The organism is Vibrio sp. 779(2023) (assembly GCF_033344285.1).
GTDB classification, from domain to species: domain Bacteria; phylum Pseudomonadota; class Gammaproteobacteria; order Enterobacterales; family Vibrionaceae; genus Vibrio; species Vibrio alginolyticus.
On sequence record NZ_JAWPOM010000004.1, the window covers coordinates 104,891 to 117,661 of the forward strand.

At 45.1% G+C, this 12,771-nt stretch carries 13 protein-coding genes; all 13 read right to left on the reverse strand.

Translation table 11 applies throughout. The features are described from left to right. Positions 1-60 precede the first annotated feature (60 nt). Positions 61-1,026 carry a thiamine-phosphate kinase gene (gene thiL, locus R8O70_RS07615; protein WP_005381570.1) on the reverse strand — a complete coding sequence of 322 codons (966 nt, stop codon included), beginning with the start codon at positions 1,024-1,026 and terminating at the stop codon, positions 61-63. Positions 1,027-1,104: 78 nt separating this feature from the next. Next, positions 1,105-1,572, reverse strand: a complete 468-nt coding sequence (nusB, locus tag R8O70_RS07620) for a transcription antitermination factor NusB (RefSeq protein WP_005381571.1) — start codon at positions 1,570-1,572, stop codon at positions 1,105-1,107. Beyond that, positions 1,572-2,042, reverse strand: coding sequence for a 6,7-dimethyl-8-ribityllumazine synthase (gene ribE / locus R8O70_RS07625; protein WP_005381572.1), 471 nt, complete (start codon positions 2,040-2,042; stop codon positions 1,572-1,574). Before ribE ends, nusB begins: the two co-directional genes overlap by 1 nt. Before the next feature lie 169 nt (positions 2,043-2,211). Beyond that, positions 2,212-3,321: a bifunctional 3,4-dihydroxy-2-butanone-4-phosphate synthase/GTP cyclohydrolase II gene (gene ribBA / locus R8O70_RS07630; RefSeq protein WP_005381573.1), complete on the reverse strand. Its 1,110-nt coding sequence runs from the start codon at positions 3,319-3,321 to the stop codon at positions 2,212-2,214. Between the two features lie 173 nt (positions 3,322-3,494). Further along, the gene (locus R8O70_RS07635) at positions 3,495-4,148 is read right to left on the reverse strand and encodes a riboflavin synthase (RefSeq protein WP_005381574.1); all 654 of its coding nucleotides are present in this window, start codon (positions 4,146-4,148) and stop codon (positions 3,495-3,497) included. Positions 4,149-4,156: 8 nt separating this feature from the next. Next, positions 4,157-5,284 (reverse strand): bifunctional diaminohydroxyphosphoribosylaminopyrimidine deaminase/5-amino-6-(5-phosphoribosylamino)uracil reductase RibD, encoded by a 1,128-nt coding sequence (gene ribD / locus R8O70_RS07640; RefSeq protein WP_182016573.1) that lies wholly within the window; start codon positions 5,282-5,284, stop codon positions 4,157-4,159. 7 nt (positions 5,285-5,291) lie between these two features. After that, complete coding sequence (gene nrdR, locus R8O70_RS07645; RefSeq protein ID WP_005381578.1) at positions 5,292-5,741, reverse strand: transcriptional regulator NrdR; 450 nt, start codon at positions 5,739-5,741, stop codon at positions 5,292-5,294. Between the two features lie 206 nt (positions 5,742-5,947). After that, positions 5,948-7,198 (reverse strand): glutamate-5-semialdehyde dehydrogenase, encoded by a 1,251-nt coding sequence (locus R8O70_RS07650; RefSeq protein WP_213965672.1) that lies wholly within the window; start codon positions 7,196-7,198, stop codon positions 5,948-5,950. Positions 7,199-7,215: 17 nt separating this feature from the next. Continuing rightward, on the reverse strand, positions 7,216-8,355 hold the full coding sequence (gene proB / locus R8O70_RS07655) for a glutamate 5-kinase (RefSeq protein ID WP_005383771.1): 1,140 nt from the start codon (positions 8,353-8,355) through the stop codon (positions 7,216-7,218). A 121-nt stretch (positions 8,356-8,476) separates the two neighbouring features. Continuing rightward, on the reverse strand, positions 8,477-8,866 hold the full coding sequence (gene crl, locus R8O70_RS07660) for a sigma factor-binding protein Crl (RefSeq protein WP_005381584.1): 390 nt from the start codon (positions 8,864-8,866) through the stop codon (positions 8,477-8,479). Positions 8,867-8,981: 115 nt separating this feature from the next. Next, the gene (gene frsA, locus R8O70_RS07665) at positions 8,982-10,229 is read right to left on the reverse strand and encodes an esterase FrsA (RefSeq protein WP_005381586.1); all 1,248 of its coding nucleotides are present in this window, start codon (positions 10,227-10,229) and stop codon (positions 8,982-8,984) included. Between the two features lie 91 nt (positions 10,230-10,320). Continuing rightward, positions 10,321-10,785: an oxytetracycline resistance phosphoribosyltransferase domain-containing protein Tet(34) gene (gene tet(34) / locus R8O70_RS07670; RefSeq protein ID WP_005381590.1), complete on the reverse strand. Its 465-nt coding sequence runs from the start codon at positions 10,783-10,785 to the stop codon at positions 10,321-10,323. 264 nt (positions 10,786-11,049) lie between these two features. Beyond that, a complete protein-coding gene (locus tag R8O70_RS07675; RefSeq protein ID WP_005381592.1) occupies positions 11,050-12,339 on the reverse strand; it encodes an NCS2 family permease in 1,290 nt (429 codons plus the stop codon). Positions 12,340-12,771 lie beyond the last annotated feature (432 nt).

Below are 12,771 nucleotides of genomic sequence, written 5' to 3' on the forward strand. Positions count from 1 at the left end.
AATCGTCATGCCTGCGAGTTACTCAATAGTAACAGGCTCTTGGCTAGAGCTTAGCTCAGATCATTTAAAGTGGTCGAAGCCACTTAAGTCCCAATCAAGTGGTTGATTGTTATCATGCAGCTCGAAGGTTCCATTTGGTCGGATTTGACCAATACATGTGACCTTACAGCCAGTATGAGATAAAGCGCTTTGTAACGAGCCTCGATTTTGCTCCGGCACGGTAAAACACAACTCGTATTCTTCGCCACTTGCTAAAGCATACTGCTGCGCGCTGATCTTATCATCTAAAAACTGGACTAATTCTGAAGAGATCGGTAGCTGAGAGACATCAATACTCACCCCAACCTGAGATCGCTGTAAAATGTGCTTAATATCAGAGATTAAACCATCTGAAATATCTATCGCCGAAGAGGCTAAGCCAACAAGAGCTTGTCCAGCAAGCACACGCGGAGAACTAAGGTAATGAGCTCGCTCTAGTGCTTCCGCGCCGGCTCTACTGCGCAGAGAGTCATCTAGAATCACATCCAAGCCAGCTTTTGCATCGCCAAGGTTTCCCGTTACGTATACCCAATCCCCAGGCTTGGCGCCGGATCGCGTGAGCGCTTTGTCTTCAGGTACAAAACCTTGCACCGTCAGTGTCAGACACAATGGGCCTTTGGTGGTATCACCGCCTATTAACTGAATACCATAGTAATCAGCCAGTTCGAAAAATGCATCACAGAAAGGTGCAAGCCATTCTTCATCTGGCTCAGGCATCGTTAATGCAAAGCTCACCCACGCAGGCGTTGCGCCCATCGCCGCCAAATCACTGATGTTAGAAGCCAATGCTTTGTGTGCGACCCATGCTGGGTTCGCGTCGGCTAAGAAATGCGTTCCAGCTACCAATGTATCCGTGCTAATCGCAATCTGAACATTAGCTGGCGCTTTGACCAAAGCGCAATCATCACCAGCGGCTAGATGGACATCTTTACGTTGGCTCTGACGACCGACGAAGTATTTGTCTATCAGATTAAATTCACCAGACATAATTCACTTACTTTTTGATGTAAAAGCTTTTGATACAAAAAAGGTCAGCATGTGCTGACCTTTTCATTGAAGAAATCGTTATTTCTTACGAATGTGAGGTGCTGCTTTATCAAGTACACCATTCACAAACTTGTGGCTATCTTCTGCTGCGAAAACTTTTGCAAGTTCAATCGCTTCATTGATAACAACTTTGTAAGGAACATCTTCGCGACGAGTCATCTCGTACATAGCAAGGCGAAGAAGAGCAAGTTCCATCATATCTAAATCCTGCATAGGACGAGAGATGTATGGACGAATTTTGCTATCTAGCTCAGCGTGGCTAAGTACAACACCGCTTAATAGTTCACGGAAGTAAGCTACGTCTGTCTCTGGAGCAGCAAGCGCTGGCTCAGATGCATGAAGTTCTTCTTCATCGTATTTGTCGCCAGACAAAAACTGTTCTTCAATCTTGGCAACATTCTCTTTAGTAATTTGCCATGAGTAGATCGCCTGTAGAGCGAATTGACGTGCGTTACGACGTGCGGCTGGTTTCACACTGGCCCCCATTAGGAATCAATTTCAGATAGTACATTAATCATTTCAAGTGCGCTTAGTGCAGCCTCTGCACCTTTATTACCAGCCTTGGTTCCTGCGCGTTCAATCGCTTGATCGATCGTATCAACAGTCAAAACACCAAATGCTACTGGAATGCTGAATTCCATAGACACTTGTGCTAGACCTTTGTTCATTTCACTACAAACATAGTCAAAGTGAGGCGTTCCACCGCGAATAACAGACCCTAGAGAAACAATAGCGTCGAATTTGCCAGTTTTAGCAACACGCTGAGCTACTAGAGGTAGTTCTACGGCACCTGGACAACGCACAACCGTGATGTTGTCTTCGCTTACTTGTCCGTGACGCTTTAGTGTATCGATCGCACCAGAAAGTAGGCTTTCGTTAATAAAACTGTTGAAACGAGAAATAACGATAGCAATTTTTGCATTTGGCGCTGGGAAGCCACCCTCGATCACTTTCATAAGCTTTCCTTTAACTCTATTTATAAGTGAAATATGTTCATCAAGTGAGAATCGCCGGATTCTAGCACAAATTTGTGAGCAATATCTAATGGAAATTGGAGGCAAATCACTGGCTCCTAGCCATTGACGAGTTAAGCACGTCAAAGACTAGGAACTTATTGTTCGGTTGTTACTCGCAGACGTACTCAACAACGTTCAGACCAAAACCACCTAACGCGTGGTACTTTTTGTTGGTCGATGACAGAAGACGCATATCATGTACACCGAGATCCGCAAGAATCTGTGAACCAACGCCAACACGGCGAGACGTGCCTTGTTTTTTAGCAAGCGTTGGTGCTTCACCTTTGTCTTGCGCTTCGAACATCTTCACGCGATGAATAAGTAGATCGGTCGATTCTTCATGGCCAAGAACAACCAGTACACCGCCCTCTTCACCAATGCGTTTCATTGCCTTATCTAGTGTCCAGCTGCGCTCTGCATTACGATCGCTACGTAGTAAGTCGGTAAAAACGTCTTGAAGATGAACGCGAACCAGTGGCGCTTTTTCTTTCAAATCGCCCTTGCACATTGCGTAGTGCACTTGGTTATCAATGGTGTCTTTGTACGTGACTAACGTGAACTCGCCAAACTCTGTCGGTAACTTGCACTCTGCCACACGTTCAATCGTTGTCTCAGTGTTATTGCGATACTCAATTAGGTCGGCAATAGTGCCCAATTTAATACCGTGCTTCTCTGCAAAGATCTCTAGATCTGGGCGACGAGCCATCGTGCCGTCGTCATTTAAGATCTCAACAATCACCGATGCTGGCTCTAAACCAGCAAGACGAGCCAAATCACAGCCAGCTTCAGTGTGACCTGCGCGAGTCAGTACACCGCCGTCTTGAGCTGCGAGAGGGAAGATGTGACCAGGCTGCACCAAATCCGCAGCTTTAGCGTTTGGCGCGACTGCTGCTTGAACGGTACGTGCGCGATCTGCGGCTGAAATACCAGTCGTTACCCCTTCTGCTGCCTCAATCGAAACAGTAAAGTTGGTGGTGTATTGCGCATTATTGTCTTGCACCATTGGTGGCAGACCTAGACTTTCGCAACGATCTTTGGTCATGGTTAAACAAATCAGGCCACGGCCATAGGTTGCCATAAAGTTGATGGCTTCCGGCGTAATATGCTCGGCAGCCATGATCAAGTCACCTTCATTCTCGCGGTCTTCATCATCCATTAGGATGACCATTTTGCCTGCGCGAATATCATCAATAATTTCTTGTGGCGTACTGATTGGCATAGTCTGTTATCCCGTTATTCTAAATTTGTTATTGCGACAGCAATGAAAAATTACGTTGCAGTGAATGCTAGTTAGGTCAATAGTTTGAGCTTTGCATCAAGCAAGTCAATGAATCTCGCGGTGTTCTGTGAGTCTGCTCTTTATCGCATGCCTCACGCAGCCACTCCCAAGACTTATGCAAAACCGTTTTGCTGTAAAAAGTCCATCGTGATACGAGACTCGGCCTTATCTTCTTGTTGTCCTTGCAGTAAACGCTCCATATAACGCGCAAGTACATCAACTTCTAAGTTGACTTTGCGCCCCACTTGAAACTGGTCAATCGTAGTTTCTTCACTCGTATGAGGAACGATCGTCAGCTTAAAAGCATTTTTACGTAAGTCGTTGACGGTTAGGCTAATACCATCAACAGTAATCGAGCCTTTCTCTGCAACGTACTTGCTAATTTCCGCAGGCATTGCAACCCAAAACTCTATCGCACGGCCAACTGAATTGCGTTCGACAATTTCACCAACCCCATCGACATGGCCAGAAACGATATGTCCACCCAATCGCGTTGTTGGCAACATGGCTTTTTCTAGATTCACCTTATCGCCTACTTGGTATTCAGCAAACCCAGTTTTCTTCAAGGTTTCTAATGACAGATCAGCACTGTAATAGTGGCTTCCGAAGTCAACTACCGTTAAGCAAACACCGTTGGTCGCAATGCTATCGCCTAACTTAACGTCTGACATATCAAGCGTACCCGTTTCAACCGTGACGGTGATGTCTTCGCCCTTCGGCGTAATCGCAGCTAACTTGCCAACTGCTTCTACTATTCCTGTAAACATACTATTTCTTATCTAATTTCATTACGTTTTATGGTGGCCGTGATGCGAATGTCTACCCCAACCATACGAACGTCTGTAATGTTTAAATCAATGACGTCAGCCATAGCGCTTAACCCTAAAGCACCGATAAGCCCCCGACCATCGCTGCCCATGAGTTTTGGCGCAAGGTAAACAATGAGCTCATCTACAAGATTAGCCTTTATCATCGCACTCGCTAGCGTAGCTCCAGCTTCAACCCATAAGTGATTGATATGGTGCTCATCAGAGATACGCTTTAATGTCGTTGATAAGTCAATTTGGTCAGCGCTGTCCAATAGAGGGATACAGTCTCCATCAGAGCGAACAATAACTCGTTCTCCATCGGTATGGAACAGCTTGAGCGCATCAGTTAAATGGTTCTGACGGTCTAAGATTACACGTACTGGTTGACGAAGCTCTTCTTGTAAATACTGCGCTTGAACACTTTTAGGTAAGTCATCCCAGCGCACATTGAGTGATGCATTATCATCAATCACCGTTTTGCTAGTAGAAAGAATGCCACCACTTATCGCTCGATAACGCTGCACATCTTGGCGGGCCGCTGGGGAGGTGATCCATTGGCTCTGACCATTACTGAGTGCGCTTTGCCCATCCAAACTGGCTGCCATTTTTAATTGAACAAACGGCATGCCTGTACGCATGTACTTTATAAAACCAGGGTTAAGGGCAAGGGCATCTTGCTCTAACAAGCCGATTTGTACTTCAATTCCGGCATCACGTAACATCTGGATGCCGCGACCTGCAACTTTCGGGTTTGGGTCTACCATGGCGCAAACCACACGTGCCACTTTGGCTTTAATCAGCCCTTCGGCACATGGCGGTGTACGGCCGTAATGAGAGCAAGGTTCTAGCGTCACATAAGCGGTTGCACCAACTGTTTTTTCACCCGCCATGCGCATCGCGTGCACTTCGGCATGCGGCTCACCAGCACGATGGTGATAGCCTTCACCGACAATTTCTTCATCACGAACGATGACACACCCTACATTTGGATTAGGGGCGGTGGTGTAAATGCCACGTTTCGCTAACTTAATAGCTCGTGACATCATGGCGAAATCTAAATCAGAAAACGCTCTTTCAGGAGTGTGTTGAGTCATGAGCTACTCAGTCTTCTAGGCGGGCAATCTCTTCGCCAAACTCGCGAATATCTTCAAAGCTGCGGTAAACCGAAGCAAAACGAATGTAAGCCACCTTATCGAGCTCTTTGAGCTGGTCCATGACTAAATTACCAATCATTTCACTCGGAACCTCTCGCTCACCCGTCGCACGCAGTTGTGATTTGATCATACTGATCGCTAATTCTATAGAATCGGCACTCACTGGGCGTTTCTCTAAAGCGCGTTGAATACCGCCGACCATTTTATCTTCATCAAATGGTTCACGGTTGCCATTCGATTTGATCACTTTAGGCATCACTAACTCTGCGCTTTCAAACGTAGTGAAACGCTCGCTACACGCCAAGCACTGACGGCGACGTCGAACTTGATGGCCATCAGCCACTAAGCGGGAATCAATAACTTTGGTATCGTTCTCGGAACAAAAAGGACAATGCATATCACCTCCATATCTATACCAAAATAACCTCATGAGCAATCACGGATAACCACGCGTTCATGGTTATACGGACTCTATTAAAGCTATTTGGGTATAACGCTTTCAAACCGAAATAAAAGCTCATGTAGTGTAGCGGAATTGGTATGTTAGACAAAACAAAAAGGGGCGCAAAGGCCCCTTTTTCACTCAAGATCTCGTCGAATGTGTTAACTGCGTGCTAAGTAGTTAGCTTTACCAACCCACTTGTAGCTAGTTAGCTCTTCTAAGCCCATCGGACCGCGTGCATGTAGCTTTTGCGTAGATACTGCGACTTCTGCGCCAAGGCCAAATTGCGCACCGTCTGTAAAGCGCGTTGAAGCATTCACATAAACCGCCGCCGAACCGACAGAATTGATGAACAGTTCTGAGTTTTCCAAACTATTGGTCATGATCGCATCTGAGTGGCTCGCGTTATGGACACGCATATGATCAATGGCATCTTTCACATCAGACACAACTTTTACACCAAGAGTGTAGCTCAACCATTCCGTATCAAAGTCACCTTCAACAGCATCGCGAATTTGTGTTGCTTGAGCCATCAGTGCTTTTGCCTTAGGCTCTATCACGAAGGTCACTTTATCGTTCATGCGCTCTACGATCATTGGTAGGAATTGCGCTGCAATTTTTTCATGCACGAGCAGCGTATCTAATGAGTTACACGCAGATGGACGTTGAACTTTAGAGTTCTCAACCACATTCAGGGATTTCTCTAGATCAGCGGATTCGTCGACAAAGATATGGCTGATACCAAAGCCACCAATAATCACCGGAATCGTGCTGTTTTCTTTACACATTTTGTGTAGGCCAGCACCACCGCGTGGAATGATCATGTCGACGTAATCGTCCAACTTAAGCAATTGAGAAACAAGCTCACGATCTGGTTTTTCAATGTACTGCACAGAAGCGGCTGGAAGGTTCGCCTTTGCGAGCGCAGACTGAATAACCTTCACTAATTCCATATTCGAGAAAAAGGTCTCTTTGCCACCACGTAAAATGCTTGCGTTGCCGGTTTTCAAGCACAACGCTGCGATATCAATGGTTACGTTTGGACGCGCTTCATAAATTACGCCCACGACACCAAGCGGCACGCGACGACGAGACAGTGACATCCCATTTTCCAGTACCTTACTGTCTATTTCGCTGCCTACAGGATCGTTCAAGCTAATGACGTTGCGAACATCATTCGCAATTGCAGTCAATCGTTCTTCATTAAGCAAAAGGCGATCGAGCAGCGCATCGGTTAAACCCGCTTCACGGCCAAGTTCGATGTCTTTAGCGTTTGCCGCCAAAATAGCAGCAGAGTTTGCTTCTAGTTCATCAGCAATGATGGCTAATGCTTGGTTCTTTTGCGCAGTTGACGCTGTCGCTAATTCGAAAGCTGCATCTTTAGCAGCTTTACCCATATTCGTTAAATCCACTTTGCTTCCCTCTAATTCTATTCCTGAATGACGACCAAATCATCGCGGTGAATCACCTCAGAGCCATAATCATGACCCAAAATAGAGATGATATCTTTACTGTGCTTACCCGTAATTTTAGTTAGGTCATCACTTGAGTAGGCGCTGATGCCACGAGCCACCAACTTACCGTGAGCGTTTGTTACACGCGCCACTTCGCCTCGTGCGAAGTCACCACTAACTTTGATGACCCCTTTAGCAAGTAGGCTACTGCCCTTGCCAACCACAGCATTGACTGCACCATCATCAATAACGATGTCGCCCGATGCCGCAGGCCCCGCTAGAATCCAGCGTTTACGGTTCTCTAAGGCTTCAGCGCAAGGTAGGAAGCGCGTGCCCTGAGGTTCAGCACTTAAAGAGTCAAAGATAACATTCGGCGCACTACCAGCAGCAATAATAACCTCGATACCTGCGCGGCGAGCGATGTCTGCGGCTTGCAGCTTCGTTGCCATACCACCAGTACCCAATGTTGTACCGCTTCCACCAGCGATTTTACGCAGCGTATCGTCGATGGTTTTTACTTCCTTGATAAGCTCTGCGTTCGGATCTTTACGAGGGTCAGCAGTAAACAGACCTTTTTGGTCAGTTAAAAGCAAGAGCTTATCTGCACCACATAAAATGCCTACCAAAGCGGAAAGGTTGTCGTTATCGCCAACTTTAATCTCGCTAGTCGCAACGGCATCATTTTCGTTTACGATAGGAACAATATCGTTCGCAACGAGCGCATTAATAGTGTCACGCGCGTTAAGGAATCGCTCACGATCTTCTAAATCGGCACGGGTTAGTAGCATTTGGCCGATCTTGATACCATAAATACCAAACAAAGACTCCCATGTTTGAATCAAGCGACTCTGCCCCACCGCGGCAAGTAACTGCTTACTCGCCATCTCGTTGGGCAATGCGGGGTAACCAAGATGCTCACGGCCTGCTGCAATCGCACCAGACGAAACCATTACGATTGAATGGCCTTGTTTTTTAAGCTCAGCACACTGGCGTGCTAACTCAACCATGTGTGCACGGTCGAGTGCCAGAGTGCCGCCTGTCAGCACACTTGTACCCAGTTTCACAACGACAGTTTGTGGTTGTGAAACAACTGCATTTTGTTGATTCGTTGTCATGATGTCTTCTGAAGTGAAAAACAAATAAAGAGAGGATGTTTTAACAATCAAATAGGGAATTAACAAGAGAAAAGGTGCGTTTTCGCACCTTTTTGTTTGGTATTAAATGAAAACAACCAAATTAAGCGAAATCGAAAGACTCCGTGTGATATTCGACTTCTAATTTGAAGTGTTCTTCTAAAGTATCAACCAGCTTTTGATGGAATGTGCTCTGCGTGAGATACACTTCCTCTACTACTTTTTTGGGAAGGGCTTCAGATACCCATTGCCCTTCTTTGTTGTACTTGCCAATATGATATTTAGCAGTAAAGCCTCCCTCGATGGATTCCAAATCCATCCACCAGCCCCAAAATTCACGCTTCTCAGGCGATTTTTTGTCGTCTACACATACAGATAAACAATCAAAATAATAGCGCCCTTCTTGCGATTGTGGTTCGCGCAGGTAAGGCCCTATCGCCTTCAACTTTGACATCAAGCGAAAGTGAGTCGGGCCCTGAGTCGTCTCTGACATATGAATCTCCGTTTTCATAGTTAAAAGTAAACACCCAAGAATGATTATTATTTTTAATTATCATGAGCTTATTTTTTGCTCAGATATATCACTCTTAACTAATTTAGGAGAATTGTCACCCTAATAATTCATCTTCTAGCCACTTTATGGCTAAATCGAGGGATTGCTCATATCCTTTTGTAATTGTTTTGGAACTGATTTTTTTCGCTCTACCATACTGGCTAAATAGAGCAACAAGTTGATTATCACTGTGTGGCGACACTGGATCGCCTTCAAGACTCAAAGCCAAAATAGGCACTTTGGTTTTTCGACTGCTCAGGAAGCCCTGAACCTTCAATGACCACGCCATCATCTGACCAGCCATGCTATTAATATCAACCGCATTTTTCCCCAAACGGGAAGCCAAAAGGTCTAAATACATCTTCGGCATTTTTTGTAACTTCTGAGGGGAAGTAAAAATATCATGTACGGGTGCGCCTAGAGCGACACAAGCTTTGATCTTTTCCTGCTCGACAAAAGAGAGTCTGATCATGGCATTACCACCAAAACGAAACCCAACTAACCCCACTTTGTGATGATCAACCCAAGGTAGCGAGTAAAGCTCATTCAATACCGCTTGATGTAGGCAACTTGAATTCTCGGTCAAGGGCCAATGAGAGCTATGCCCTACCGAAGGCATGTCCACGGTTAACATCGCAATATCTCGCGGTGCAAGACGATTACGGAACAAACGCCACATGTCGGTTTGTAGAGTATCCAAACCAGCGCTCACCATGACCACAGGCAACTGTTTATCCGTTCTTGGTAAATGGAGGTTCGCGATGATTTTGCGATTTTGGTAAGGCACTTCAATTTGCTTGATGGTGTACTTAGTTTTTTCTGCGCCGTCAGAATACGCTTTGTTTGCCAGTACTTGAGCCTGCGATGCCAAATTGTCATTTTTTAAATGTGGGTAGCCTGCAATACTAAAACACAAAGAAGCAGTGAAGAGTTCATCCGCTGCCTCTTCTCCTTGCATTTCATTTGCTCGCTTCTGATGATCCATACCAAGCTTGATCCACTCAAATGTCCAGTTACCACTGTGATAACCCATTACAGTGTCTAACCAATCATCATTGGTTCGCGAGTGAGAAGATGAAGCAATTTTGGACAGTACGCCTTCCATTTCGATCGGAGACAATCCTTGCCAAGCCCATTGCAAGCGACGCAAATGACGATACCAAGCACGATCACCTTGCGCTTCTCGTTCATCAAGTATTTTTTTACTGGTCGGCATGTACTGGGTAAGCGCGGAGGTTTCTTTTGCTTGCTTATGTTTCACGAACAAAGTTTCGGAAAGATTTTTACTGACGTCTTCAGACATAGGAAGAACCCTAGGCTATTAGCATGATTTAATATCATAATAAAAAAAATGCCCCTATAAAGGGGCATTTCTCAATATTCTTTAACCGCGCTTATTTTTGCTTGCGGTTTACTGGCTCAGCATACTGGATTGACATATCCCAAGGCTGCTCGATCCAAGTGTCTTGAGCAATATCTACAACGTAATCATCCAGCAGCTCTTTGCCTGATGGTTTCGCACACACAGCGATCATTTTCGCTTTTGGATACATCTCACGTAGTTTGCGCGCTGTATCACCACTGTCTACTAGGTCTTCAACGATTAGGTAACCTTCGCCATCACCTTCAGGTGCTTTTAGTACCGTCATGTCGCGCTGATGATCATGGTCGTAGCTTGAAATACAGATTGTATCAACGTAACGAATACCCAGTTCACGAGCCAAAATAGCGCCAGGAACCAAACCGCCGCGGCTTACCGCCCAAATTCCTTTCCATTGCTCAGCTGGCATTTGTTTTTCAGCCAGTTCACGGCAGTAAGTCTGCATTGCATCCCAAGTGATAATGAATTTTTTACTCATTGTAATAACCTAATAATTTGAAAATATGCATCCTCAAAATCTAGCGAAGTCACTCAAAAGCGGAATGCTCACTAACTTCTCCAAAATGTTTGGAGACGAGGATTTCAAGCTGCGCAAACGATTATTCTACCGAAACACACCGCTAATACCAACGGTGATATCAAAATTCTCTGCCTATTCCGCAGAAAAACCGTCTTCTGTGAACAACGTAAAAAAAGAAAAAGCCAGCGTGAATAAATCCACACTGGCTTTTTGCTCGAGAAATTAACCGACGAGGTATTTAACGATGAAGATGGCTGACATCACCCATACACTCATCGACACTTCACGGCCCTTACCGCTGAATAACTTGATCGCCGCGTATGCGATAAAGCCTAACGTGATACCTTCTGCAATCGAGAATGTTAGCGGCATAACTAAACAAGTCACAACAACTGGGGACGCTTCAGTTAAGTCACGCCAATCAATGCTTACTAGCCCAGACAGCATCAAGATCGCCACATAGAATAGCGCACCTGACGTTGCATAAGCAGGGATCATACCCGCAAGTGGTGAGAACAATAGAGCAAGTAGGAACAGTACACCAACAACCACGGCTGTTAGACCAGTACGCCCACCCGCAGCCACACCAGAAACGCTTTCAATATAAGATGTCGTGTTGGAGGTACCAAGTAATGCACCTACTGACGTTGCTGTTGAGTCTGCAAGTAACGCTTTGTTTAAACGAGGGATGTTGCCATTCTCATCAGTTAGGCCTGCTTTTTGAGAAACGCCAACGAGCGTACCTGCGGTGTCAAATAAATCGACAAATAGGAAAGCAAATACGACGGAAATCATGCCTACTTCAAACAAACCAGAGAAATCCAGTTGCATGAAAGTTGGCGCAATGCTTGGTGGCGTTGACATAATACCGCCCCACTGCACATCACCAAATAGAAGACCAAGCGCTGTAACGCCAAGAATGGCGATCATCACCGCACCTTTCACACCACGGTGAACCAATGCAATCGTAAGAAAGAAACCAATCGCGGCCAATACAGATGGCAATGATGTGATCTCTCCCATAGAAACTAATGTCGCTGGGTTATCAACGACGATACCTGCATTTTTTAATGCGATAAACGCTAAGAAAAGACCAATACCAGCTGAAATACCTGTTCGTAGAGAATGCGGGATCGAGTTAATAATCCACTCACGGATCTTAAATACGCTTAAAAGAATGAACAGAAGGCCAGAAACAAATACAGCCGCTAACGCAACTTGCCACGTATAACCCATTCCCAATACAACAGAGTAAGTGAAAAATGCGTTCAGGCCCATTCCTGGTGCCTGTGCGATTGGGTAATTGGCAACAAATCCCATAATAAAACAGCCGATTGCGGCAGCAAGACAAGTCGCAACAAAAATGGCGCCACGGTCCATACCGGTATCCGACAGGATCGCTGGGTTTACAAAAATAATGTAAGCCATAGTTAGGAAGGTCGTAACACCTGCAATGATCTCAGTGCGCACATTTGTGCCATTTTCACTGAGTTTAAAAAGCCTCTCGAGCATGATCGAATCCTGTAAAGGTAAAAAGTAAACGGTTGCGTAATCGATTGGCGGGAATTATAAAGTTATCAAATAGCAAATTCTAGATAGAATCTTCACTCTAATGCGTTTTTTTTCTTTGGATATGAAACACATTCTCTAATCTATCAAAGCAAGCAAAGAAATATATTCTTATAAAACAATAGGTAACCCAGATAACACAGTTCTCTAAAAGAGAATAAAAACTGAGCAATGTACTAAACTTTCAGATGAAAAAGGCCCATTTTAAACATGGTATCTAACAGATTTGATGGAAAAGTCGATAAAACCGAAGAATGGGGAATAGAAGAAGGCTTTGATGGCAATAAGTGAGTCAGGAAGAGAAAATAGAGATAAAAAAACGCCACCCAATTTGGGTGGCGGTGAATCATGTCAGCACTATCACTGAAAAAAAAT

What these genes read in the sequence shown, in the direction of transcription:
- proB (WP_005383771.1), bottom strand. Translation starts at nt 8,355, where the DNA reads ATGACAACGAATCAACAAAATGCAGTTGTTTCACAACCACAAACTGTC.
- R8O70_RS07635 (WP_005381574.1), bottom strand. Translation starts at nt 4,148, where the DNA reads ATGTTTACAGGAATAGTAGAAGCAGTTGGCAAGTTAGCTGCGATTACG.
- thiL (WP_005381570.1), bottom strand. Translation starts at nt 1,026, where the DNA reads ATGTCTGGTGAATTTAATCTGATAGACAAATACTTCGTCGGTCGTCAG.
- R8O70_RS07675 (WP_005381592.1), bottom strand. Translation starts at nt 12,339, where the DNA reads ATGCTCGAGAGGCTTTTTAAACTCAGTGAAAATGGCACAAATGTGCGC.
- frsA (WP_005381586.1), bottom strand. Translation starts at nt 10,229, where the DNA reads ATGTCTGAAGACGTCAGTAAAAATCTTTCCGAAACTTTGTTCGTGAAA.
- nrdR (WP_005381578.1), bottom strand. Translation starts at nt 5,741, where the DNA reads ATGCATTGTCCTTTTTGTTCCGAGAACGATACCAAAGTTATTGATTCC.
- ribD (WP_182016573.1), bottom strand. Translation starts at nt 5,284, where the DNA reads ATGACTCAACACACTCCTGAAAGAGCGTTTTCTGATTTAGATTTCGCC.
- nusB (WP_005381571.1), bottom strand. Translation starts at nt 1,572, where the DNA reads ATGGGGGCCAGTGTGAAACCAGCCGCACGTCGTAACGCACGTCAATTC.
- crl (WP_005381584.1), bottom strand. Translation starts at nt 8,866, where the DNA reads ATGTCAGAGACGACTCAGGGCCCGACTCACTTTCGCTTGATGTCAAAG.
- ribE (WP_005381572.1), bottom strand. Translation starts at nt 2,042, where the DNA reads ATGAAAGTGATCGAGGGTGGCTTCCCAGCGCCAAATGCAAAAATTGCT.
- ribBA (WP_005381573.1), bottom strand. Translation starts at nt 3,321, where the DNA reads ATGCCAATCAGTACGCCACAAGAAATTATTGATGATATTCGCGCAGGC.